Here is a 20,596-nt window from a genome sequence, read left to right as displayed (position 1 = left end):
ACGGCGGCGGCATCCACTGCATCACCCAGCAGCAGCCGAAGGCCTGACGTTCTACCTGGTCACAGCCCCTGAACTGCGACGATGGCAAATCGGACATGGCTGATCCTGGCAGTAGCTAGCGGAAACTCGCGGTAACTCTGCAAGATCGTCTCCCGCCTTCTCCCAGTGGATCATGATTGGTGTCGGAGCCGGGTCGTTGGTGCACTTGGGGGCGCCCTGTTCGACCCGGCTCCGGCAGCCCGTGGCAGCGGTTCACGTCTCCACTGCCGCGCTCCACCCCCCGAGAGAGTGGAAGCCCGAAATGATGGGCGCCAGGCCGCACGCCTGGCGCCCATCGTCATGCTTGCCCTAACCCCAGACGGAGTCCGCCAGGGTGGCCGTCGGCGACGGGGTGATGGTCGGAGTGGGCGTCGGGGCGATGACGCCCCAGACGGAGTCGGCGACCGGCCCGGCGGAGGCCGGCTCAGACAGGGCTGCGGTGATGAGTCCGGCGGCCATCATGGCGCCGACCAGCGCGGCCGCGGCGGTACGGCGGGTGATGCGAGCGGGCATGCGGCACCCTTCCAGTGTGGGTTTGGTGAAGTGGAGTGGGGCGTTCCCTCGTGATCTAGCGTCCTCTCCGTTCGAAGTCGAATCAAGTGTTTCGGCGAGTACGCTGGAGACGTTGCGCATATGCGCAGATCTGATGGCACTTCATATGGGGCAATTCGGTGGAATCGGATATCTCGTCAGCTCGGCCCTTGCTTAAAGCCGCAACGCGGCGCCACTACCTGAAGTTGCTTGCAGGTAAAGAGACCGCCCGAACGTGCTCTGAGCGGGACGAGCTGGAACGCGCCGGCCTTGTCGTGCCCGACCCGGAGCGACCCGGGCACGTCCGGGCGGTCGACGCCGACGCCGTGGCCCGGACTCGCCAGGCCGACCTGATCCGATCCGCATCCAGCCTGCTCGCCGAGGCCCAGGCGATGCCGCAGCACCTCGCCGACCTGGCGTCCGCCTACCGTGCGGCGACGGCCAGTCAGAATGTTGGCGGCATCGAGATCCTGACCGGCCTGCGGGCCATCAACGAGCGGCTTGAGACCCTCGTCAACAGCTGCACCCAGGAACTCATCACCGCCCAGCCGACCGGGCCGCGCCCGGCCGAGCTGCTCGCGCTGTCGTACCAGCGCGACCTCGGCGTCCTGCAGCGCGGGGCGCGGATGCGCACCATCTACCTGCCGTCCGTGCGCTCCGACGCGCCGACCTCGCGCTGGGCGCTCACGATGGCCGAGCAGGGCGCCGAGATCCGCACCGGCCGCACCTTCGGCCGCATGATCATCGTGGACAGGCGGGCTGCCGTACTGCCCATCCTCGACCCATGGAGCCTGGAGGCGACCGCGCCCGACCAGGCGGCCGTGATCACGTCCGAACTGGCCGTCGGCCTGGCCGTCGCCAGCTTCGAACGCGACTGGGCCCACTCCGAGCCTTGGGACGGAACCCCCGAAGCCGAGCTGAAGCCGATCCATGTGGAGATACTGCGCTGCCTCGCTCAGGGCCTGGAGCAGGATGAAGTGGCTCAGCAGCTGGGGATGTCGAAGCGCACCGTTCAGGGCAAGGTTGCCGACCTGCGGGCGGCGACCGGATGCCGGACCCAGTCCCAGCTCTTGTACTGGTGGGCGAAGCGCGAGCTCCAGCGCTAGCGGATGACGGCGGTGTAGCGGCGGCCGGCCGCGATGAAGGTGAGCTGGAAGCGGCCGTCTCGCTGGATGAAGTCGAGGACTCTGTCGGGTCCGCCCTCGGCGGCGATGAGCCAGAGGAAGGCGTCGGCTCGGTCGCGTCGGATGGGGGTCGATCGGATCACTTGCGCGAGCGCGTCGATGGCGCCCTGGAGCGTCGTGTGTTCGCTGGCCTCGACAAGGCCGGGGACGGTCAGGGTGTAGGTGGTGCTCAGCAGGGCGTGCTCCCGGTTCAGGTCCCCCCGGGTGGCGACAGGCATAATATCGAACAACTCTTCGTATAGTGGCGTCGTATCGGTACAGACTTTTGATCACGGTCTCGACAGCGTCGAGGGGTGCCGCCTCGTACCACCCCCACCGACCATCAGCAGGCCGTCCGCCGCGATGTCGGCGCCCGACTCTTCTCCCTCCGCCTGCAGGCGGGCCTCAGCCAGGAGGAGCTTGGCGAGCACGCCGGCATGGACCGGCGGACCGTCGGCCGGATCGAAGCGGCCGCGGTCTCCGCGACCCTGGACCAGCTCAGCGCGCTCGCGCGCGCTCTTGGGGTGCCGCCCTGGCGGCTCCTGCGCGACGAGTAGGCCCGGGCCGGCGCGGGGTCAGTACACCGGCCCGGGAGATCAGCCGGCGTGCCTCCGGGAGCGGGCCTTGGGCCGCTGCACGGGGCAGTCGTCGTGCTCGACCAGGGCGTGCCGCTCGTCGACCGTCCGGAGGTGCCGGCCGCGGACGTACGCGCGGCAGTGCGGGCAGTGCCCCATCGTCGTGTACTCCGCCGCTTGGACGGGCTTCCCGCTGGCGGCGCTCACAGTCGGCCGCCTGCGGCCAGACCGCGGGTTGCCCGGTAGCCGGCGAGGGTGATCTGTCGGGTGACCCAGTCACGGGCGCTCGACTCGGTACCGAACCGCACCACCGTTGACCGCCCGCGCTCGTCGTCCTCGCGAACCAGGTCACCGGTCGTGGCGTCCCGTATCGCCCACAGACCAGGACAGCGATCGGTCGCGGGCAACTGCACCGGCACGTACCGAGCCGCAACACGCTGGCTGCTGGTGAGGCCGTCCCCCCGCCACACGCGCACGGTGACGGTACCGCCGCTGGCGAGGGAAAGCGGCCAGTCGACCGCGCCCTCGCCGTCGAGGCGCCGCTCAATCGGCCTGGTGTCGCCGGCGCCGAGAAGCTGGTGCATCGCGCGACGCTCGTAGTCGCTGATGGCCAGGCCGCGGAGCATCTGCCAGAGCGTGGTGATGGCCTTCCCGATCGGCTCGGTGGTCGGCTCCAGGTGCCCGTCGACCGCAACCGTCAAGTCGCCGTCCTCGATGCTCAACTGGCCCTCCTCACGTGCGCCTCGGCCGGCAGGCAGTCGGCGGCGCAGGCGACGACGGCCCAGCCGAGCGGGGCCTGGCTCTCGCTGGTAGCGGTGTACCGGTGGCCGGCCGGGATCAGCGGCGGCTCTACGGAGCCGCACTCGATGCACGCCTCGCCATGTAGGCGGGCGGGGCTGATCACCCCTGGCTCCGTGGGATCTTGTGTTCCTGTCACGTCACCCAGCGTCCCCAACTGAAGACGCCGGATTTACCACAACCTGTGGCAAAGATTCAGACTGCCTTCGCCCACCGGGCGAGCGCCAGCACCCGTTCGTCGCGGCCGCGCGTCATCCGGACCATCGTGGCCAGCTCCGTCCGTACCTGTCCGTGCTCCCGGACATGCTGCGGCGCGATCTGCCGAGCCACCAGCAGTGACTCCGCAGCGTGCTGCGGCCGGCCGAGCTGCACCTGAGCGCGCCCCAGGTCGATGTAGTAGTGAGATCGGCGCTCGGCCGGCAGCTCCCGAGGGGGTGCCCACCGAGCCGACGCGGCCACCGCCGCCTGGAGGTCGGTCTCCTCGCCCAGCTCGACGGCCACTGACAGCCGGTGGATCTCCAGCGAGTCCGGGCCGACCGCTGTGCCGTCGTACAGTCGCTCGCGCACCCGCCGGGCGAGCCCCTCGGCGTCACGCAGGTGGGTACGGGCGTCGTCGGCCTGGCGCATGCGGCCGGCCACGACCGCGGCCCTCATGTGCAGTGCGGCGGCAGCTGCGGCGAGCCGCTCGGTGGTCGGCGTAGGCATCCTGTCGACGGCATCCCGCAGCGACCGCAGCCCGGGCCCGAGCTGCCCGGCCGCGAAGAACGTCTCCATCCGCACGTAGGCGCTGACCGCTTCGAGCGCAGGGTCAGCGGCGATCCCGGCCGCCCACCGCATCAACTCCACCAATCTGGCTGAGAGGTCGTGATAGCCGTACTTGTAGGCCACCGCGTCCGCCGACCGGAGCGCCAGCGCCAGGAGGTGTGCGGCCCGCTCGCGCTCACGACCTCGGGCCTGGTGAACCGCCCGGAACAACTCGCCGAGCAGCGCCGGCATCTGCTCGCCAAGGCGGGCGTACTGCGACTGCACCCGGTCCTCAACCGCTAGGTCAACGTCGGCGCCGAGCTGGGGAGATGGCCGGACAGGGCCGTCATCCGGGAAGTCGTACGCCGCGATGGCGCGCTGCACGTCGGGAATGGTCTGGTGGACTCGGCTGTCCGTCCGGGACGGCCCGTCGAGTAGGGCCTCCGGCATGACCCCGAGCGCGCGAGCCAGTGCCTCCAGCACCTGGTCACTCGGGTGGCGCTCGCCTTCGCCGATCTTCTGGATCATGCTGGCTGAGATCCCTGACTGCTCCGCGAGCTGACGCCGGGACAGGCGTGCTGCGGCGCGGGCCGTTTCGAGCCGAAGACCGAGCGCGGAGGATGAGGACGCGGGCATACTCGGAACGGTACCGGCGGCGGCCGGCCGCCGGGTGGAAACGCGTCGCGGGGCACGCCAGTCGGGGAGGTTCTGCTACGGGGCAGTCAGCAGCTCGGCCAGCTCGGCCAGGGAGTTGACCGTCCAGTCGGCGTCCGGCGCGGTGGTGGTCAGGCCGATCGGCCCGCGGCGCAGGTGCGCGGCCCGCAGGCCGGAAGCCTTGGCCGGGGCCACGTCGTTCGCGGGGTGGTCACCCACGTACACGATCTCGTGAGGCTCGCCCGGCGCCCACTCGATCACCCGATCGAAGAACGCCGACGACGGCTTCGACGCGCCCCACTCTGCTGAGGTGGCGATGCCATCGGCGGGCAGGTCGAGCCCGCGCAGCAGACCGGACACCGCGGCGTTCTGGTTGCCAGCGATCCCCACCCACAGCCCGGCCGCGCGCAGTCGTGAGAGGGCCGGGCGCACGTCCGGGTAGAGGTCCGTCTCATCGAGGTGGTCCCCCTGGCCAGCAGCCTGCCGGGCCCGCCACTCTGCGCCGACGTCGACGCCAGGACGGACGATCCGGATCGCGTCGGCATTGTCACGGCCTTCGGCCAGTACCGCGCCGACCAGAGCGGACAGGGTGTGGGTGGGGACGCCGAGCCAGCGGGCCCAGTCGCCCCAGTACCGGGTATCGCTGGTCAGGGTCTCGCCGATGTCGAACACCACAGAGCGGAGCATGGTCCGCAGCCTAGTGGCTGGCCGCTCCTCGGTTACAGGTCCATCACGACGCGCACGCACCACCCGCAGCGTCGATACGGTCCCCTCACACCACCACCACGCGAGGGGCCCTCACCGTGTCCTACCCCTACCCGCCGCCACCGCCTCAGCGCCAGGTCGTCAAGCGCTCTGCGAACCACGGCCTGCACCTCACCCTGAGCATCCTGACGTGCGGCCTGTGGGCGATCACCGGGTGGCCGATCGCCGCCGCCATGGGCCGCAAGACCGTGACGACCGTTCAGCCCCAGCCTGGGGCGTACCCGCCGCCGGGGTACGGGCCGCCGCCCGGCCAGTACCCGCCGCAGTACGGCCAGCAGCAGCCCGGACCCCCGCCACCCGCGTCCTGGGGCCAGCCACCCCGACAGTAGACACGACGAAGCGCCCCCGTCCGGCCGGAGCCGGAGCGGGGGCGCGGTGCTTCAGGGGCGGAGCAGGGCAATCACGGCCACGACCGTGCCCGCGAGGCCGCCCAGGACCCCGATCGTCGGCAGCGGCCAACGGCCAGCCTCAAGCCGACGGAGCCGGGACTCGTGGTCGGCGATCGTCTCCCGGTGCTCGCGCTGGTCGCCAAGGATCGCGTCCAACTTGGCCTCCATGCGGATCTGGCCGTCGGCGATCCGCCTCACCTCCGCGTGCGTCTGAGCCGGACTGATGTACACCCCGGCGTCCGGGGCCGGACTGGTCACTCCCGGCTCCAGGCCTGCGGCAGATCGGCCTTCGGCGGGACCTTCCGCAGCCAGGACGGCAGCCAGCCGTCGACCATCGGTAGCGCCATCACCCGGGTGACCGCACCGGCCACGGCCAGGACCGTACCGAGCCCGGGCAGAGTGCTGGGCAGGCCGGCCGTCTCGACCAGCAGCGGCAGGCCAGCGGCGACGCCGAGGACGAGCGCGAAGACCGTACGGACGGTGCGGCGGTTCGAGTCGGACATCAGGACTCCTTCGAGGCGGTGGTGAGGTGGATGGTGATGCTGGCGATGGCGGCCTCGATGCGGGCGACCAGGTCGTCCGCGTTGATTCCCCCGCCGGCGGCGACCTGCTGCGCGAGCGCGGTGATCGCCGCAGACTGGGCCGCCAGCTGGGCGGTCAGCGCGGCGATCCGGGCGTCCGCCGTCTTGCTGCCGTTGAGTACCTCGCCCACGGACGGCCGGTACCCGCCGGGCAGGACGGCGTAGTCCGGCATCGGCGCCGACAGCAGGATCTGCGCGAAGTCGGCGCGCAGGGCGTCGAGCTTGGCGTCTGCTTCCTTCGCGCCGTTGACCACCTCGCCGAAGGTCGGGACGTAGCCGTCCGAGAGCTTGGCGACGGGGACGGGGGTGGCGAGCAGCTGCTCAGGGGTCATGTCGTCGTCCTCCTCGGGCGCGGTCGGCGCCGGCAGGTTGGGGGTGGTGGGGGCGGGCTGGCCGGCGGCGCGCGCGGCGATGCCCGGCAGGATCACGGAGTGGAACTGCTGCACGCGGGCGTCGCCCGGGCACGCGGTGCCGCCGTCCGACCAGTCCGGGAACAGCCGGTGGTAGCCGAAACCGGGGTCGTCGGCGCTGCGGCACACCCGGATCGGGATGCCGTGCTGCTGGTGCAGCCACAGTCCGAGCTCGATGAGGGCCTGGACCTGCGCGTCGGTCCACGGGTCGGTGTGCTGGTCGTTGCTGGCCGTCTCGATGCTGACCGCGCCGGTGCCGTCCGGGCGCCGGTTCGCGTGCATGTTGGCGTCCGCGCGGGTCTGCGTGCCGATGAACTGGCCGACGGCGCCGGAGTAGCCGACGCCAAAGTGGGACTCCAGGTTCGTCGAGTCCTGCCAGTACTCGTACATGCGGCGGGTCGTCCACGGCGCCGCGATGCTGTGAAAGATCACCTGCGTCGGCACGATCGCCGGCTGCTCGTCCGACTCGGGCTGGACCTCCATGCGCTCCGCGCCGGGGTACCAGGACATGCTGCCTCCAGGGCATGAAGCAGCCCCCGGCCGGACGGCGCGGGGGCGGCGGGATGGGTGGTCGTCAGGGGCCGGCCGGCGGCCAGAGCGCGGCGAGTGCGGCGTACGCGGCCACCCGGCGGTCGAAGTCCGCGACCGCCTCCGCGACCGCGCGCGGGATCGCCGTCGGGTCCGGGACCGCCGGCGCGGTACCAGCGATGACCTCGATGTCGCCCTGGCCGCGGACCTCGATGCCGGCCGCACCGCGTTCAACGATGACGGCGGAGATGTAGACGGTGGGGTAGCGGCCCATCGGCGGCGCCGGGGTCTGGCTGCCGGTCGGGGACGGGTCGTAGACCCGCACGGCGACCGTGTGGCCCGCGGCCTGGAGGGTGGCGCGCCCGTCGTAGGCGATCGGTGCACCCCACGGTGCGGTCTGTTCAGGAGTGCTCATGATCCCAATCCGTAGAGCTGGAAGCAGTTGGCGTACACGCGGCCGGTGCCGGACGTGCGCTGGGCCTGGATCTCGACCTCGAGCTGCGACCCGATCGCCACCCCGCTCGCCGCGGCGTAGTCGATGTTCGCCGCGCCGGCCGTCACCGTGGGACCCCACGGCGCCCCGTTGACCAGGACCCGCACTTGGCCCACGGTGCCGACGTCGCCGCCGGTACGGACGTAGATGGCAAGCTGGGGCTGGGCGATGATGTTGAAACAATCCGCGATGGTGGTCCATCCGGGCTGATCGGTCCACGGCCAGCGGCCGATGTCGACTCCCGTTGGCGGCAGTAGCGGCACCCGCGGGTACGCCAGCCCCCCGACGACGACGTCCTCGGCCAGCATGGTCTTGCCGTGGGCATCGATCATGACGAGGCCCTGCGGGTCTGCCGGGTTCAGCGTGGTGCGGCGGAGCTGGATGGCTGGCGTGCCGTCGTCCCGGTACAGCACCAGGCCGCGCTGCTCGGACCCGTCCGGGTTGTTGACGGCGAGTTTGCCAACGTAGAAGAGCGGCGATCCGTCGACGTCGTCGACGCGGAGCGTTCCTCCCTGGCCGATGACGACGTTGCCCGCGAGGACCTGGTTCATCGCCGGCCGGATCTGTCCACGCCCGATGGCGTCGCGAACCTCCTGCTTGAGCTGGCGGAACTCATCGAGAATGTCATTGGGCACGTTCGGCGGCATCAGATCGCCTCCAGGTAGAGATCGGCGGTCTCGCCGCGGCCGCGCTCCTCAGGCTGGAGGCGCCAGCCCACCAGGCGGTACCGGGCGATCGAGGTGTCCGGGTTCCAAACGTCTCGGACGCGGAGCCGGATGGTGCTGCCGAGCGCCGGCAGTCCGTCGTCGCCGGGCCGGATCGTCACCTGCGGGATGACGACCGGCCGCACCTGCCGGGCCAGGTCGGCCGCGGCGTTCTGGTCGAGGACGGTCTGGGTGGTGACGCTGGAGTAGTCGCTGGAGCCGTCGAGCCTGGGCCAGCCGGCTACGTAGTCCGAGGGGGTCGTGAGGGGCGTCGACATCAGCGGGTAGCTGGCAGCCGCCAGGTTGTTGTTGATGGTGGCGCCGCGGGAGATCCAGGCGTTGGCCTGCACGCTGGCGTCACGGTTCCGCTTGTAGGAGAGGACCTGCCCGGGCATGCTCAGCACCGTGTCGCTGCTGCCCACCGTGATGGTCGGATAACCAAGCTGGAGCACCCGGTGCCGGGCCCCGGCCGAGTCGCGGTAGCAGTTGATCCGCCACTCGAAACCGCCCTGTGTCGCGGCCAGTTCGTCGATCCGGCGGCCGACCCACGCGAGGTCGTACGACAGGTAGGTGCGATCGCGCAGCACTCCGGACACGGGCGACGCCGGCACCTCGACGCCGAGGTGCCCGCCGGTCTTGGACTGCGCGTAGTTGATCAGGTCCCGGACGATGTCCAGTTGATCCTCGCCGGTGGCGATGAGGGTGTCGACGATCTGCCGGTGGTCCCGGAAATAGCTCTCGGCGCCGGCCGCCTGCACCTGCGCGGACGCCGACCCGCGGTCGGACGACACCTGCACGTCCGTCCACTGGACGCCTGCCCACACCACCGCGCTGCCCCGCAGCAGCCACAGCGCGGTGCGGCCGGGGATCAGCGCGTCCTGCACCCGGCGGGCCATCGCCCGGTCCGGCACCGGGATCGTGCCGCTGAAGGTGCCGGTCTTGCCGATGTAGTCGTCGCACGACACCTGCATCACTGGGAGGCGGTCCATCAGGGTGTCCGACCGCAGGTCACAGACCAGCAGCTCGTACGGCGCCATTAGGACGCAGCCTCGTAGGTAATCGACCAGCGGAGGTTGGAGGTGGAGCCGGCCGCGACGGGAACGGTGTTGCTGACGGCGCCGAAACTCTGGGCGTTGGTGCTCGTTTTGACGCTGAACGTCGCCGTTGTGGCGTTGGAGCTGATCTGGCACACGCCGACGTAGTCGTTGTCGCCGGCGGCGAAGTAGTTCGCGGTGCCGACGCTGACAACGCCGCTGGCGGCGGCCTGTACCGGCAGGCTCATGCTCCAGGTTCCGGTGCCGCCGTTGGTGGTGGAGCCCGCGGAGAGCGTGCCGATCCACGTGATCTGGCGGCCGACTCGGCACCAGCGGGAGGTCAGCGTGCCGTTGCCAAGGCTGGGGTTGACGGTGCTGCCCGTCCAGACGGGGATATGGGTCTGCCACTCGCCCAGGCCCTTGGACCAGGCCGAGCCCGACCAGCGCTCCAGGCCGATCGCACCGTCGCGCCACTGGCCGGTGTACGAGCCGGAGCCGAGCGACCCAGGAGCGATGCCGCGCAGGGCCGACGACCACGGCACCCACGTCGAGCCGTCCCAGCGCTCCAGCGCGCCCGTCGTGGCGTTGTCGCGCCACTGGCCGACGTACGCGCCGCTGACGCTGTCGGAGGTGGGCACGATGCCGCCGAGCGACGCCGTGTAGACGCGCCTGTCGGTCAGCAGCCCGGACGCCACCCAGGTTGGCGGGGCCCCGGCGGAGGCGCCGGCCGGGACCTGGATGTCCCACAGCCGCAGGTAGGCGGTGCCGGTCGCCGGGGCGGTCGGCGGGACACCGGCGCCGGCAGTGCCCTGCTGGTAGACGACGGCGGCCAGGGTCTGGCCGGAGGTGTCGTACAGCTGGTCGTATGCGACGAGCCACACAGTGTCATAACGGACGAGCGACGCGTGCCCGTTGGCGACGGTGAACGTCTCGTTCGCAGTGACCACAACTGGGTAGGCGCCCTGGGTGGTCGTGCCCTGGACGACGGCCCGGCCCACGCTGATGGTGCCGCCCATCCCCGACATGGTCAGGGCGAGCGGGGTTCCCCCCGGGATGACGCCGGCCCGGGTCGTGGTCGGCCCGGTCGGGGCCATGGTGCCGACCGGCGCAAGCCGGGTGTCCTGCCGGGCCTGGCCGGGGTTGATGTGCCAGGCGGAGCGCACGGTCATCGGATGGTCCTCCTGGTCACCAGTAGGCGGAGCGCCAGCGCACAGTGGCCTGCGCGGCGGGGTCGGTGGAGCCGGGCGCGGCCCGGAACGACAGCGTGGTGGTGCCGGGCGGCAGCGTGAACGCGCCCTCGGGGGACGACCTCAACGAGGCCGTGCCGATGCGGGACTGGCCGCCGAGCGTCACCGTGCCCGCCCAGGTGTCGATCACGAGGGTGTCGGCGGCGGCCAGCGTGATCCCGTACTCCAGCACCATGCCGGTGCCGGACATGGTGATCGCCGGGGTGTCGACCGGCCCGCGGATCTCAATCACCGGGTGCGCGGGCGCGTCGCCCGCGTTGGTGCAGGTGAGGTCCCCCGTACTTCCGGGAGTGCCCCACGCCAGGCCGGTCTCCGTGGGGCTGCCCCAGTCCAGGCCGGTCTCCACCGGGGTACCCCACGACAGGCCGGACTCCGGAGCGGGCAACGCGGTGACGCCCGTCTGCTCGGTCAGGACGTACCGGCGCGGGTCGGTAGCCTGCCACTGGATCGCCCCGCCCGCGGAGTGCCCAAGTTGCCACACCCGGTCGACCGTCAGGGCCCTTCGCAGGACCCGGGCGTAGACGAGAAGCGGGCCGCGGTCGTCCAGCCAGACCACCAGCGGCTGCTCGTCCTGGACCACGCCGGTCGCGGCGTTGAGGGTGCGCACGGCGGCACCGATCTGCCCGGCCGGTGTCCGTACCCTCAGCCCGTCCAGGGTGACGGTACGGGGCTGGGCAAGCAGCGGGCCCGGCCACGCCCCGTGCTGCTGGGACCTGTTCACGGTGCCGGAGTCCAGCGCGGGCGTCTCCTCCCAGCCGGACAGGCCGGACCACCGGTACGGGGTGACGACGCCGGCGGCCTGGCGGCGGCCGAGAAGGAGACTGCCCCACTGAATGAGGCCGGGCCCGGTGACGAGCTCGCCCGCCATGTCACCCCCTGCCCTTGGCCATCCACGCCAGCTCCTCCGCGGTCGCCCGCGCAGAGCCGCTGTCGGCCTCGTAGTAGTTGGTGATCTGGAGCCCGCCGCCGAAGCCGCCGGCCATGGCCGTCTGCGGGCCGCCCCACGGCCCGTCGAGGCCTCCGTGCGCGGCGTCCATCATCGACGCGGTGGCCGCCCGGACCTGGCTCTGACCGGCGAGGATGCCGTCCGCGAGGGCCTGGCTGATGGACTGGCCGGAGTACAACGACCAGCCCTTCCCCGAGAAAGGGCCCTCCTTCGCGGGGCTGAAAGGCAGCAGGTTCCGCGCCGCCGAGAGGACGTCCTCGACGGCGTTCTTGACGCTGCCGGCCCGCGACTTGATGCCGTCGATCAGCGCCTGCACGATCTTCGTGCCCGCCGTGTACAAGCCGCTCCCCAGCGTCGCGAAGACGTTGAGGATCTGCCCGGGCATCTCGGTGAACTCCCGCACCGCCAGCTGTTTGAGCCCGCGCAGGACCTCCTTCGCGGACTCGACCGCGCCCTCGAAGTCGCCGCTCAGGATCTGGGCGACCATGGTCAGCGCCGGAACGACGATCTGCGTCAGCGCCTGGGCGAAGTTGTTCGCGAAGATCGCCGCGAGCTGGCCGACCGCGTTGATGATCGGCGTGAGCAGCGGCAGCATCGTCTGCAAGTACTTGCCGAGGAGCGTGGCCAGCTGCGTGAGGACCGGTGCCAGCGCCACCATGACCTGCCCGAACGCCGTGGCGATCTGCTGGATCGACGGCGACAGGGCGACGATCAGCTGCGTCAGGATGGGCAGCAGGGCGCCGGTCAGCGTGGTGAAGATGGCCACCAACGGGGTGAGGATCACCGGCAGCTGCTCGAGGACCGGAGCCAACGCCTTGCCGAGCTCGGTCACGAGCGTCTTGACGACCGGCGCAAGCTGGTCGAACACCGTCGTCAGACCGTCCAGCAGCGGCGTCAGGGCGGGCAACAGGGCGGCGATCAGCTCACCCGCCACCGTGATGACCGGGGCGAACGCGATCGCCAGCGACGACACCGCCTTCGCCAGCGAGGCGAGGACCGGGCCGAGCGCCGTGATGACCGCGGACAGAGCCGGACCGAGCGCGCCGATCAACGCCTGCACGCCGGGCGCCAGGGCGACGATCACCGGGCCGAGCGCGCCGAGCGCCTGGGCGAGCAGCGGCGCCGCCGTCTTCGCCAGCAGCGACATGGTGCTGAACAGGGCGGACAGTGCGGACTGGACGGCGGGCTGGGCGAAGGCATCCGCCATCGCCGCGGTGATCGCCTTCAACGTGCCGAGCAGGCCGCCGCCGTTGGTGTTCGCGGCGTTCATCACCGTGCCAATGACCCGGCCCACGTTGGCGACGACCTCGACCAGGTCGCCGACCATGCTGATCGCCTGCTCGATCGCCCGCTGCATACCGCCGTTGGCGAACGCCCTCGCCATGCTCTCGGACAGCCCGTTGATCGCGCCGCCGGCGGCCTCGGTCAACCGCGAGAACGACGGCCCGGCCGCAGCCGCGATCTGGACGAGGCCCTGGACGATCGTCGCGGGCAACGAGGCCATGTTGTACAGGCCGCTGTTGGCGTAGGAGAGGGCGGTCCCGAGCGCGCCGCTCTTGCCGAGCCCGGTGGCCGTGTTCAAGACCTGCTTGCCCATCAGGTTGAGGGCCCCGGCGGTGTTGGTCAGGGAGTTCCGCAGGATCGGCAGGACCGACGTCGCGGTGTTCTGGAGCGTTGAGGCGAGGCCGTCGAACAGCCGGTCCTGGACGGAGCGCTTCAGCGCGTCGAGGGCGGGCTGGGCCTGGTGGATCTCCTCCACGAACGCCCTGGCGTTGGGCGACAGTTTCTTCAGCGCCTCGGCGTAGGCCTCCGGGTCGCTGGGGTCCAGCGCGGCCTTGACCGCGTCGCTGACCCCGGACATGCCGATCTTCAGAGCGGCGTTGGCCGAGACGACCGCCAGGATCCCGGTCGCCGCGAGCCCGGCCGCCGGTGCCATCTGCACCAGTACACCCAGCAGCGCGGACGCCGACGGCACCGCGGTACCGAGCTGGGCGGCGATCATCCCGACCCGCCCGGCGACACCGCCCAGCGGGCCCGCCATTCCGGCGAGCCGGCCGAGGACGCCGGAGAACCGGCCCCCGGACTCGCCGCCGCGGTCAAGGTCCCCGGTCAGCGCGCGGACCGAGTGCTGGACCCGGTCGACTGCCGGGCCCGCACCGTCCCCGAATCCGCCGGCGAATCCGGCCCCGGCCTGCTGGCCGGCCGTGACGAACCGACCGCGCGCGTCCCGCAGGCGGCCCTGCGTGTCGCGCGTGAACGCCTCGACCGCGGCGCTGGCCCGGGACGTGCCCTCCTCGACACCGTCGCCGAGGTCGCGGCCGATCGCCTGGGACGCGGCGGCGAACCGGCCCTGCATGGTGCGGAGTCGGCCGTCGCTGGTGCGCTGGAATCCCTCGAGGATCCGCTCCGCGCGATTCACCCCGCGCTCGGCGCCGTCGACGTCAACGTCGACGTGGGCGACGAGCTCACCGACGGTCAGCGCCATCCCGGCCACCTCCCGTCGTCAGGTCAGGTGGCTGGCATGCCGGTGAGTCGTGCGATCTCGGCCGGGTCGGTGACCCGCCGGGGGGTGCGCTCGAACGCGCGAAGGAACAGGGCCTCGGGGGAGAGACCGGAGAGGAGAACCCCGAAGCGGCGGGCGGACATCGCCCACAGCTCGGCCGGGCCGATGCGGTACTCCCGCTGGAAGTCCGCCTCCACGACGCCCCAGTTGGTCAGGACCGTGCGCCAGAAGTCGTGCGCTTCTTCGGTCCTGCCTTGGCGGTCGCCCGGCGCTTCGCCCGGTTCGCCGGCGGCTGGGCTTTTCCCGTGTCGCGCTCCGCAACCTGCTGCGCGGCGTCCTCCATGCTCACCGAGCCTGGTGCGCGCATGTTCTCGGCCGCCCAGTGAAGGACGATCTCGAAGTCCTCGTCGCCCATGCCGGCGGCAGCCCATTCCTCGAGGGCGTCCGGGCCGAACAGCGGCGTCAGGACCTCGCGGAGCGCGCCGACGTCGGACCGGTCGTGCATCGCTTCGGTGAGGAGGACGTAGGCAAGCGGGGCCTGTGTCGGGAGCTCGTAGACGCGTCCCTTGAGGAGGAACTGGGCGCCGGGTCCGGCCGACGCCTTGCGCTCGGCGAAGAACGCGTCGAAGTCGGCGATCTCGCTGGTCTGCTGCTGGGTCACGTCAGACCGCCATGGTGGTCGGGGCGCCGGAGCGCGTGAACGTGGCGGACCACGACGACTTGTCGTTGTTGCCGCCGCCGACCTCGCCGGGCTCGACCGTCGCGTCCCACACCGCCCACGCGGCGGTCTGCGTCTCGTGGCGGTACCGGAGCCGGTTGTGGCTGTCGACGCTGAGCCGGTCCGCCCACATGTCCACGTAGGCCTGGCCGGGGTCGCGGGCGCCGGTGGCCGGGTCCTGCTCGTAGAAGCCTTCGACGGCCAGGCTGGCACCGTTCTGCATGGTGTCCTGCTCGTACCGGCCGTTGCTGTCGAAGTCCGTGATCTCGGCGGTCTCGCGATTCTCCGCGATGTTGATGGTGAGCGAGTTGAGCCCGCGGATCGGCAGCCAGGTCCCGGACACGGAGTCCTCGACCTCGACGATCCAGTCGCGGGCATCGATCGGCCTCGTGGCCATGGGTGCCTCCTACTCGGCGGGGCGGTTGATGGTGGGTGCCTCGACGTCGAGGCGGAGGTTCACGACGTGCTCGTGCCGGCGCTGCTCGTCCAGGCCGAGGGAGGTGACCGGCTGGAGGGCGACGGCGAGCACCAGGTAGGTGCCGTCCGGGAGGGTGAGGCGGCGGGCCCCGTGCAGCAGGTCGTAGACGGCCTGCGCGCGGGCCCGGGAGACGCGCGGGTCCTGGGTGCCGCGCGCGCGGACCTGGAGCCGCACCTCGTCGTAGGGAAGGCGGGCGTCCGGCTCCGGCCCGCCGTACAGGGTGAGCACCGTGCACACGTCGGGGGACGGGGGCATGGCCTCGAGGAACAGGTCGCCGCCAGCGCCGGTGGGCTCGTACTGGACGAGGCCGTTCTGGTCGAGCAGGCGGGCCAGGCCGTCGAGGAGGTCAGCCACCGCCGCCCCCCTCGCGGCCGGCCCGGCGGATCGCGGCGGCGATCAGCGCCAGCATCACCGGCCGCTCCTCGTCGAGCGGGCCCTCCAGGTACTTCGCCGTCCGGCCGGGCAGGTGCCGCCAGGTCAGCTCCTCGTGCTGGCGGACGGCGTACACGGTGTCGTAGCTGACCGTGCCCTCGAGGGCGGCGTGGTCGATCGAGGTCGTGCCGGAGCGTTCCAGGGTGGCCTCGTCGAGCGGGACCCGGCGGCGGGACGCTGCGAGCAGGTGCTCCAGCGCCGTCTCCAGGCCGCGGCCGGCGCCCCGCCGGGCCTCGGCGAGCCACTCGTCCCCCTGCCAGCGGAACGTGGTCCTGACGCTGCGAGCCACCAGGACCACCTCCTCAGGTGAGTTGGAGCTCTGTGTGGTCGGGGGTGGGCAGGCCGCCGCCGTCGCGGTCGTACAGGGCGATGACGTGCGTCTGACGGCCGTCAGGCAGCGTCACCCGGGACCCGGGCGGCGCCACGGTGCCGGGCGGGCAGTAGGCGGTGGAGGAGGAGACGACCTGCTCGCCGGTCGGGGACCGGACCTCGCGGGTCTTCTCGTCCAGGAAGCAGCGCGACTCCGCGACCGGTCCAAGCTGCGGGCCGTACGCGGAGTCGCCCAGGTACGGCTCGATGGTGATGCGGTGCCGCAGCAGCCAGCCCGGGATGGTGGCCATCAGCTGCACACCGCCCCGAGGACGAACCGCGCGGGCGTCAGGTCCGGGGACTGGAGTGCGTCCCAGACCTCGGGGGCGATCTGCCGGGCCGCGCTGTCGGTCCCGTTGACGGCCGTCACCGACCGGCCGAGGCTGACGGAGCCGATCTGCACGTTGCCCCAGCCGGCGCCGGCGGCCCCGGTGGAGTCGCCGACGTCGCCCCACCATTGGGCCTGTGCGCAGGTGGCGTCCCGGAGCGCGGCGGCGACGAGCGGATCGGTCGGCAGGCCGGCGTCGTCGACCAGGTACCAGCACGAGCGCAGGATCTGCGCGTCTAGGAACCGGCTCGCCTTGGCGAGGAGCCGGTCCGTGTCGGCGGCCGGGGCCTGCCCGGTGTACGTCTGGTAGTCGCTGCTGGTGGCGTACACCCGGGACATGGCCGCCCCCTCTACGCGCTCGCGCCGATGATGACGATGTCGTAGGTCACCGGGGTGCCCGAGCCGCCGTTGCCGATGCGGAGCAGGTCGGCCGTGCCCGCGGTAACCGGGTAGCCGGTGGCGTCCGGGGCGAACAGGCCGAGGACGCCGCCCGGGCGGACGTTGACCTTGTCGGTGGCGTCCGCGACCCAGCCGACGAACCCGGTGGCCGCGGCACCACCGACCGCGACGACGTTGGTGTTGCCGGCTGCCGCCCGGACGATCAGGCCCTTGACCCTGGCGAACGTCAGCGTGTTGCCGAACGCGCCGGTGAGCACACCCGCCAGGTCGAGATCCTCCGTGGCGGAGGCCGCCAGGGTGCGGGTGTCCGACCAGATCATGTCGGCCTGCCCCGCGCCGGTGCCGGACCCGAGCGCGATCGCCGCGGCGAAATCGAGCGGGGCCCGCCCGGTCACCAGGTCGAGCGGGTTGGTCTGGGTGGCCGCCGCAGCGACCGTCAGACGGGTGTTGACGAGCGCCATCACGCACTCCCCTTCCGGGTGCTGGTCTTCCGGGATTCGGCCGGGGCCGGCGGCTCCTCCGGCTCGGGGTCCGGGACCGCGTGCCAGTCGGACGCCGGGTCGGCCGCCATCGCCTCCAGCGCGGCGGCCTCATCGCTGCCCGGGACGGGGCGGAGCCGCTCCGCGACGTGCCCGCCCGACCCGCGCTCGTACGTCACGCCGCCCATCAGAGCTTCAGGCCCGTCATCGCGGCGTGCGCCTTCTCGTTGCCGTACTCCAGGCCGACCTCACCGTAGATCTGCACCTCGTCCGACGCACCGGTCTTGGCCAGCGCCTCCTCGAACAGGGTCCCCTTGCCGGGAACGTTGAGGAACACCGGCCGGCACTGCTCCAGCGACGCAACCGTGATGGTGTCCTGCGGCATGTGCCGGTCCATCATCACGTTCAGTGTGCCGAAGTCGGTGACGATCGTGTCGACGGCGACGCCGCCGACGGTGCGCGACGTCTCGTGGTACTGGCCGTACGCACTCGCGAAAGCCTTCGTGACCGCCCGACGCTGAGCGCTGTTGACGACCAGCGTCGCCGTCTCCTGCTCCGAGATGCCGCCGTTGTCGTAGGCGAGCTGGAGCAGGTCCGACACGTGGTCGGTGGTCAGCGCGGTCGCCCACGGCTTGGTGTAGGCGAGGCCGGTCGCGGTACCGAGGGTGATGGCCGCGCCGCCGGAGGACGTGCTGACCTTGAAGGTGTTCACGTCGATCTGGTCGACGTAGTAGGCCCGGCCGGCCACGATGCCGGTCGCGGCGCCGGTCGCGGTGAACACGATGCGGTCGCCATCGATCAGGCCGTGCCCGGTCGAGGTGATCGTGTCGGTGGCGCTGGTGGCGCCGGTGGTGGTGGTGCCCTTGGCGATGCGGTTGGTGACGATCGCCTGGAGCATGCCGCGGGTGCGGCGCGCGCTGGCGTTGGTGGTCGGGTTGGCGAAGGTGCCGTTGAGGAAGGCCCAGTTGATGTCCAGGGCGATCGACTTGAGGGCCTGCTGGACCTGCCAGTCCAGTTCGTTGTTGACCGGGTTGGTGCCGTCAGCGCCGCGGAACGGGGCGCTGCCCGGGGTGGCCAGCATGCCCATGGTGGCCTGCTTGGTGTAGGAGACGGACACCTTCTCCTGGTGGATCTCGGCGACGTTGCGGACGTTCGCCCGGACCCGCTCCTCGGCGGTCGGGGCGGTGGCGCCCTCGACGCGGGTGCGCTGCGAGGGGTCGCGCAAGTCGTAGGTCTGCCACTCGAACTCCACGCCCGAGGTCATGCCGCCGCCGGTGAGGCCGCCGATGGCCGACAGGAACGGGGTGTCCGCCGGGGTGAGGGCGAAGAGCTCGCCCACGTAGTTGGGCAGGGAGAACGTGTCGCCCATCCCGGTGATGCCGGCCATGGGTTACCTCCAGGTCAGGTCTGTGCGGCTCGCTGCCGCTTGAGTCGGATGGTGGTCGCGAAGTCGCGCTTCGCTTCGGCGTCGGCGATCTGCTGGTCGAGGGTGGGGCCGCCGCCGGTGCCGCCGGACATGTCGCCGCCGGAGCGGCCGGGGCCGCGCGGGGCGAGCGTGCCGAGCTTCTTCACCGCGGCCTCGATGGCCTTGGTGTCGACGTCGCCGGTGTCGGTGACGAACCGGCTGGTGTCGATGAGGTCGGCGGCGTCGCCGAGGGTGAGCCCGGCGGTCGAGACGGCGGCGCGGAACTCGGCGGCGGCGAGCTTGGCGCCGTACTCCTGGGCGGCGGCCGTGCGGCCCTCCGTCCGGGCGGCGTCGACCGCCTTCTCCTGCTCGGTGAGCGAGGCCTTGCGGAGCTTCTCCAGCTCTTCCGCGGCGCCCGCGTTGGCCTTGGCGCGCTTCTCCCACTCGCGGGCGTGCGCCTTCCAGTCGGTGCCGTCGCCGTCGCCCGCGGTGGGCGGAGCGGCCGGTGGAGCCGGGGGTGTGGGCGGGGTCCCGCCGTCACCACCGGGGGCCGGTGCGCCGGTGCCGGAGCCGCCTTCGCCCGCGCCGTTGCCACCCGCGATGACGCGGATCGGCCGGCCGTCGCGCCGGTAGCCCAGCACGGTGCCCGCCGCCACGGAGGCGAGCGGGTGCCGGAAAGGGGTGTGCTGCATGATCTCTCCCGTTTCGGGTGCCCGGCCGTCCCGTGCGGGCGGCCGGAAGTCTCAGCGGGCCCGGCCGATCTGCTCCCGCACGGGCTTGCGCGGAAGCTGCTTGTCAGCGGTCAGCTCGCGAATGCGGCCCTGGTAGGCGCGCACACTGGCCCGCGCGCGGCGGCGGGCGGTGTCGTCCATCGCGGCGGCCTCGCGGCGCTTCCACGCCCGAACCTGCCGCTCCAGGTACCGCTGCTGCTGGGTGTCCTCGTACGTCGCGCCGCCCGGGTGCGGGGGGCTGCTCGGCCGGGTGGTCACCCCGGGCAGGAACAGGCTCACGCTGTGGCGGCAGTTCGGGTGGAACAGGCCGCCGGCGCGGGCCTCCGGGAGCGTCCCGGCGACGCGCACGACGACCAGGCGGCCGTCCTCCGTCGCGTGCTCCACCCGCACCGTGTGCTCCCCGGGCGGCCCGTTGAGCGCAAGCACCTTGCCCTCCCACGGCTCGCACCGCTCGCACTCCAGCGGGGAGTCCGAGACGATCACCAGGTGCTGGCCCATGGCCTGGAGCCGGTCCGTGTGCCCCTGGACCGCGGCGCGGGCGGTGGTCGTTCGGACGGCCATCTCGGCGTAGCTCGCCATCTCCCAGGAGCGGCCGGCCCGGTCGACGAACCCGGTGACACCGCGGCCGGCGAACTGGTCGAGTGCGCGCTGGGCGGCCTGACGGCGGGTGTTGACGCCCGTCAGCACGGTCGCTGACGCCCGGCCGACCACCGTCCGGTAGATGTCGAGGACCGCGCGCAGGATGCGCTGCCACACCGGTTCCTGTTCGGCGACCGCGGCCCGGGCGAGCCGGTCCACCGCCGGCGCGTTCGGGATGTCTCGGGCTGCCGCGGCGCGCAGTCCCTCGGGCAGCATGCCGAGCTCGGCGACGGCCGCCTGCCGGCCGCGCTCGTACGCCTGGGCGACGGCCTGGCCGATCGCACCGGCGGCGTCCTGGCGCAGGACGGCGATGATCTCCTCGACCCCGGCCCGGAGCTGGCCGATCGAGCGGAGTTTGTCCTCGGCCCAGCGCGGGGCCTGGATGCCGGCCGCGAGAGCGTCACTGAGCTTGCCGAGGAGCGCGTCCTCGGCCTCCTCGTACAGTCTGCGGACCGCGCGGGCCAGGTCTTCGGCGTCGGCCGGGGAGACGGGCATGCTGCACCGCCTCCCCGAC

At 72.1% G+C, this 20,596-nt stretch carries 30 protein-coding genes; 3 read left to right on the top strand and 27 right to left on the bottom strand.

Annotated elements, in window-relative coordinates; genetic code table 11:
• Positions 1-348: 348 nt before the first annotated feature.
• The gene (locus ACFC1F_RS26740; protein WP_376161955.1) at positions 349-552 is read right to left on the bottom strand and encodes a hypothetical protein; all 204 of its coding nucleotides are present in this window, start codon (positions 550-552) and stop codon (positions 349-351) included.
• 158 nt (positions 553-710) lie between these two features.
• Here ACFC1F_RS26740 and ACFC1F_RS26735 point away from each other — a divergent pair, with 158 nt between their 5' ends.
• Positions 711-1,676 (top strand): hypothetical protein, encoded by a 966-nt coding sequence (locus ACFC1F_RS26735; RefSeq protein WP_376161953.1) that lies wholly within the window; start codon positions 711-713, stop codon positions 1,674-1,676.
• On the opposite strand, the gene ACFC1F_RS26730 is transcribed toward ACFC1F_RS26735, so the two are convergent.
• Entirely contained in the window at positions 1,673-1,972 is a 300-nt protein-coding gene (locus ACFC1F_RS26730) for a hypothetical protein (protein WP_376161951.1), read from the bottom strand. The genes ACFC1F_RS26735 and ACFC1F_RS26730 overlap by 4 nt on opposite strands.
• A 75-nt stretch (positions 1,973-2,047) precedes the next feature.
• On the opposite strand from ACFC1F_RS26730, the gene ACFC1F_RS26725 reads away from it, so the two are divergent.
• Complete coding sequence (locus ACFC1F_RS26725; RefSeq protein ID WP_376161949.1) at positions 2,048-2,290, top strand: helix-turn-helix domain-containing protein; 243 nt, start codon at positions 2,048-2,050, stop codon at positions 2,288-2,290.
• 39 nt (positions 2,291-2,329) lie between these two features.
• Here the strand turns inward: ACFC1F_RS26725 and ACFC1F_RS26720 are convergent, their stop codons facing one another.
• From ACFC1F_RS26720 to ACFC1F_RS26705, 4 genes are all read right to left on the bottom strand, one after another.
• Complete coding sequence (locus tag ACFC1F_RS26720; protein WP_376161947.1) at positions 2,330-2,515, bottom strand: hypothetical protein; 186 nt, start codon at positions 2,513-2,515, stop codon at positions 2,330-2,332.
• On the bottom strand, positions 2,512-3,030 hold the full coding sequence (locus ACFC1F_RS26715; RefSeq protein ID WP_376161945.1) for a hypothetical protein: 519 nt from the start codon (positions 3,028-3,030) through the stop codon (positions 2,512-2,514). The genes ACFC1F_RS26720 and ACFC1F_RS26715 overlap by 4 nt, the downstream gene beginning before the upstream one ends.
• A gap of 271 nt (positions 3,031-3,301) precedes the next feature.
• Complete coding sequence (locus ACFC1F_RS26710) at positions 3,302-4,486, bottom strand: helix-turn-helix domain-containing protein (RefSeq protein WP_376161943.1); 1,185 nt, start codon at positions 4,484-4,486, stop codon at positions 3,302-3,304.
• A gap of 75 nt (positions 4,487-4,561) precedes the next feature.
• Positions 4,562-5,191: an HAD family hydrolase gene (locus tag ACFC1F_RS26705; RefSeq protein ID WP_376161941.1), complete on the bottom strand. Its 630-nt coding sequence runs from the start codon at positions 5,189-5,191 to the stop codon at positions 4,562-4,564.
• A 116-nt stretch (positions 5,192-5,307) separates the two neighbouring features.
• Between ACFC1F_RS26705 and ACFC1F_RS26700 the strand changes: the two genes are divergently transcribed.
• Positions 5,308-5,598 (top strand): hypothetical protein, encoded by a 291-nt coding sequence (locus ACFC1F_RS26700; RefSeq protein WP_376161940.1) that lies wholly within the window; start codon positions 5,308-5,310, stop codon positions 5,596-5,598.
• 51 nt (positions 5,599-5,649) lie between these two features.
• Here the strand turns inward: ACFC1F_RS26700 and ACFC1F_RS26695 are convergent, their stop codons facing one another.
• The 21 genes from ACFC1F_RS26695 to ACFC1F_RS26595 form a co-directional block, all read right to left on the bottom strand.
• Positions 5,650-5,916, bottom strand: coding sequence for a hypothetical protein (locus ACFC1F_RS26695; protein ID WP_376161938.1), 267 nt, complete (start codon positions 5,914-5,916; stop codon positions 5,650-5,652).
• Positions 5,913-6,161 (bottom strand): hypothetical protein, encoded by a 249-nt coding sequence (locus ACFC1F_RS26690; protein ID WP_376161936.1) that lies wholly within the window; start codon positions 6,159-6,161, stop codon positions 5,913-5,915. Before ACFC1F_RS26690 ends, ACFC1F_RS26695 begins: the two co-directional genes overlap by 4 nt.
• Positions 6,161-7,159 (bottom strand): N-acetylmuramoyl-L-alanine amidase, encoded by a 999-nt coding sequence (locus tag ACFC1F_RS26685; RefSeq protein ID WP_376161934.1) that lies wholly within the window; start codon positions 7,157-7,159, stop codon positions 6,161-6,163. Before ACFC1F_RS26685 ends, ACFC1F_RS26690 begins: the two co-directional genes overlap by 1 nt.
• 64 nt (positions 7,160-7,223) lie before the next feature.
• Complete coding sequence (locus ACFC1F_RS26680; RefSeq protein ID WP_376161932.1) at positions 7,224-7,592, bottom strand: ATP-binding protein; 369 nt, start codon at positions 7,590-7,592, stop codon at positions 7,224-7,226.
• Complete coding sequence (locus tag ACFC1F_RS26675; protein WP_376161930.1) at positions 7,589-8,317, bottom strand: hypothetical protein; 729 nt, start codon at positions 8,315-8,317, stop codon at positions 7,589-7,591. The genes ACFC1F_RS26680 and ACFC1F_RS26675 overlap by 4 nt, the downstream gene beginning before the upstream one ends.
• Complete coding sequence (locus tag ACFC1F_RS26670) at positions 8,317-9,411, bottom strand: hypothetical protein (RefSeq protein WP_376161928.1); 1,095 nt, start codon at positions 9,409-9,411, stop codon at positions 8,317-8,319. The genes ACFC1F_RS26675 and ACFC1F_RS26670 overlap by 1 nt, the downstream gene beginning before the upstream one ends.
• On the bottom strand, positions 9,411-10,577 hold the full coding sequence (locus ACFC1F_RS26665) for a hypothetical protein (RefSeq protein WP_376161926.1): 1,167 nt from the start codon (positions 10,575-10,577) through the stop codon (positions 9,411-9,413). The genes ACFC1F_RS26670 and ACFC1F_RS26665 overlap by 1 nt, the downstream gene beginning before the upstream one ends.
• A 16-nt stretch (positions 10,578-10,593) precedes the next feature.
• Positions 10,594-11,523 carry a hypothetical protein gene (locus ACFC1F_RS26660; RefSeq protein ID WP_376161924.1) on the bottom strand — a complete coding sequence of 310 codons (930 nt, stop codon included), beginning with the start codon at positions 11,521-11,523 and terminating at the stop codon, positions 10,594-10,596.
• A 1-nt stretch (position 11,524) separates the two neighbouring features.
• Positions 11,525-14,086, bottom strand: a complete 2,562-nt coding sequence (locus tag ACFC1F_RS26655) for a hypothetical protein (RefSeq protein WP_376161922.1) — start codon at positions 14,084-14,086, stop codon at positions 11,525-11,527.
• A gap of 23 nt (positions 14,087-14,109) precedes the next feature.
• On the bottom strand, positions 14,110-14,301 hold the full coding sequence (locus tag ACFC1F_RS26650) for a hypothetical protein (protein ID WP_376161920.1): 192 nt from the start codon (positions 14,299-14,301) through the stop codon (positions 14,110-14,112).
• 14 nt (positions 14,302-14,315) lie between these two features.
• Positions 14,316-14,765 (bottom strand): hypothetical protein, encoded by a 450-nt coding sequence (locus ACFC1F_RS26645; protein ID WP_376161918.1) that lies wholly within the window; start codon positions 14,763-14,765, stop codon positions 14,316-14,318.
• Position 14,766: 1 nt separating this feature from the next.
• Positions 14,767-15,219, bottom strand: coding sequence for a phage tail tube protein (locus ACFC1F_RS26640; protein ID WP_376161916.1), 453 nt, complete (start codon positions 15,217-15,219; stop codon positions 14,767-14,769).
• A 9-nt stretch (positions 15,220-15,228) separates the two neighbouring features.
• Positions 15,229-15,654 (bottom strand): minor capsid protein, encoded by a 426-nt coding sequence (locus tag ACFC1F_RS26635; protein WP_376161914.1) that lies wholly within the window; start codon positions 15,652-15,654, stop codon positions 15,229-15,231.
• A complete protein-coding gene (locus ACFC1F_RS26630; RefSeq protein WP_376161912.1) occupies positions 15,647-16,021 on the bottom strand; it encodes a hypothetical protein in 375 nt (124 codons plus the stop codon). The genes ACFC1F_RS26635 and ACFC1F_RS26630 overlap by 8 nt, the downstream gene beginning before the upstream one ends.
• Positions 16,022-16,034: 13 nt before the next feature.
• Positions 16,035-16,352: a hypothetical protein gene (locus ACFC1F_RS26625; RefSeq protein WP_376161910.1), complete on the bottom strand. Its 318-nt coding sequence runs from the start codon at positions 16,350-16,352 to the stop codon at positions 16,035-16,037.
• The gene (locus tag ACFC1F_RS26620; RefSeq protein ID WP_376161908.1) at positions 16,352-16,768 is read right to left on the bottom strand and encodes a hypothetical protein; all 417 of its coding nucleotides are present in this window, start codon (positions 16,766-16,768) and stop codon (positions 16,352-16,354) included. The genes ACFC1F_RS26625 and ACFC1F_RS26620 overlap by 1 nt, the downstream gene beginning before the upstream one ends.
• A gap of 11 nt (positions 16,769-16,779) precedes the next feature.
• Entirely contained in the window at positions 16,780-17,289 is a 510-nt protein-coding gene (locus tag ACFC1F_RS26615; protein WP_376161906.1) for a hypothetical protein, read from the bottom strand.
• A complete protein-coding gene (locus ACFC1F_RS26610) occupies positions 17,289-17,486 on the bottom strand; it encodes a hypothetical protein (RefSeq protein WP_376161904.1) in 198 nt (65 codons plus the stop codon). The genes ACFC1F_RS26615 and ACFC1F_RS26610 overlap by 1 nt, the downstream gene beginning before the upstream one ends.
• Before the next feature lie 8 nt (positions 17,487-17,494).
• Entirely contained in the window at positions 17,495-18,694 is a 1,200-nt protein-coding gene (locus ACFC1F_RS26605) for a DUF5309 family protein (RefSeq protein WP_376161902.1), read from the bottom strand.
• Positions 18,695-18,708: 14 nt separating this feature from the next.
• Positions 18,709-19,404: a hypothetical protein gene (locus ACFC1F_RS26600; RefSeq protein WP_376161900.1), complete on the bottom strand. Its 696-nt coding sequence runs from the start codon at positions 19,402-19,404 to the stop codon at positions 18,709-18,711.
• Between the two features lie 51 nt (positions 19,405-19,455).
• Positions 19,456-20,577 carry a phage minor capsid protein gene (locus ACFC1F_RS26595; protein ID WP_376161898.1) on the bottom strand — a complete coding sequence of 374 codons (1,122 nt, stop codon included), beginning with the start codon at positions 20,575-20,577 and terminating at the stop codon, positions 19,456-19,458.
• Between the last annotated feature and the right edge of the window lie 19 nt (positions 20,578-20,596).

It is taken from the genome of Kitasatospora sp. NPDC056181, assembly GCF_042266225.1.
Taxonomy (GTDB): Bacteria; Actinomycetota; Actinomycetes; order Streptomycetales; family Streptomycetaceae; genus Kitasatospora.
Note: the sequence above shows the minus strand (reverse complement) of the source record. Positions and strands in the feature narration are given on the sequence as shown.

What these genes read in the sequence shown, in the direction of transcription:
- ACFC1F_RS26740 (WP_376161955.1), bottom strand. Translation starts at nt 552, where the DNA reads ATGCCCGCTCGCATCACCCGCCGTACCGCCGCGGCCGCGCTGGTCGGC.
- ACFC1F_RS26730 (WP_376161951.1), bottom strand. Translation starts at nt 1,972, where the DNA reads ATGCCTGTCGCCACCCGGGGGGACCTGAACCGGGAGCACGCCCTGCTG.
- ACFC1F_RS26710 (WP_376161943.1), bottom strand. Translation starts at nt 4,486, where the DNA reads ATGCCCGCGTCCTCATCCTCCGCGCTCGGTCTTCGGCTCGAAACGGCC.
- ACFC1F_RS26705 (WP_376161941.1), bottom strand. Translation starts at nt 5,191, where the DNA reads ATGCTCCGCTCTGTGGTGTTCGACATCGGCGAGACCCTGACCAGCGAT.
- ACFC1F_RS26690 (WP_376161936.1), bottom strand. Translation starts at nt 6,161, where the DNA reads ATGTCCGACTCGAACCGCCGCACCGTCCGTACGGTCTTCGCGCTCGTC.
- ACFC1F_RS26685 (WP_376161934.1), bottom strand. Translation starts at nt 7,159, where the DNA reads ATGTCCTGGTACCCCGGCGCGGAGCGCATGGAGGTCCAGCCCGAGTCG.
- ACFC1F_RS26680 (WP_376161932.1), bottom strand. Translation starts at nt 7,592, where the DNA reads ATGAGCACTCCTGAACAGACCGCACCGTGGGGTGCACCGATCGCCTAC.
- ACFC1F_RS26675 (WP_376161930.1), bottom strand. Translation starts at nt 8,317, where the DNA reads ATGCCGCCGAACGTGCCCAATGACATTCTCGATGAGTTCCGCCAGCTC.
- ACFC1F_RS26670 (WP_376161928.1), bottom strand. Translation starts at nt 9,411, where the DNA reads ATGGCGCCGTACGAGCTGCTGGTCTGTGACCTGCGGTCGGACACCCTG.
- ACFC1F_RS26665 (WP_376161926.1), bottom strand. Translation starts at nt 10,577, where the DNA reads ATGACCGTGCGCTCCGCCTGGCACATCAACCCCGGCCAGGCCCGGCAG.
- ACFC1F_RS26660 (WP_376161924.1), bottom strand. Translation starts at nt 11,523, where the DNA reads ATGGCGGGCGAGCTCGTCACCGGGCCCGGCCTCATTCAGTGGGGCAGT.
- ACFC1F_RS26655 (WP_376161922.1), bottom strand. Translation starts at nt 14,086, where the DNA reads ATGGCGCTGACCGTCGGTGAGCTCGTCGCCCACGTCGACGTTGACGTC.
- ACFC1F_RS26640 (WP_376161916.1), bottom strand. Translation starts at nt 15,219, where the DNA reads ATGGCCACGAGGCCGATCGATGCCCGCGACTGGATCGTCGAGGTCGAG.
- ACFC1F_RS26625 (WP_376161910.1), bottom strand. Translation starts at nt 16,352, where the DNA reads ATGGCCACCATCCCGGGCTGGCTGCTGCGGCACCGCATCACCATCGAG.
- ACFC1F_RS26620 (WP_376161908.1), bottom strand. Translation starts at nt 16,768, where the DNA reads ATGTCCCGGGTGTACGCCACCAGCAGCGACTACCAGACGTACACCGGG.
- ACFC1F_RS26615 (WP_376161906.1), bottom strand. Translation starts at nt 17,289, where the DNA reads ATGGCGCTCGTCAACACCCGTCTGACGGTCGCTGCGGCGGCCACCCAG.
- ACFC1F_RS26605 (WP_376161902.1), bottom strand. Translation starts at nt 18,694, where the DNA reads ATGGCCGGCATCACCGGGATGGGCGACACGTTCTCCCTGCCCAACTAC.
- ACFC1F_RS26600 (WP_376161900.1), bottom strand. Translation starts at nt 19,404, where the DNA reads ATGCAGCACACCCCTTTCCGGCACCCGCTCGCCTCCGTGGCGGCGGGC.
- ACFC1F_RS26595 (WP_376161898.1), bottom strand. Translation starts at nt 20,577, where the DNA reads ATGCCCGTCTCCCCGGCCGACGCCGAAGACCTGGCCCGCGCGGTCCGC.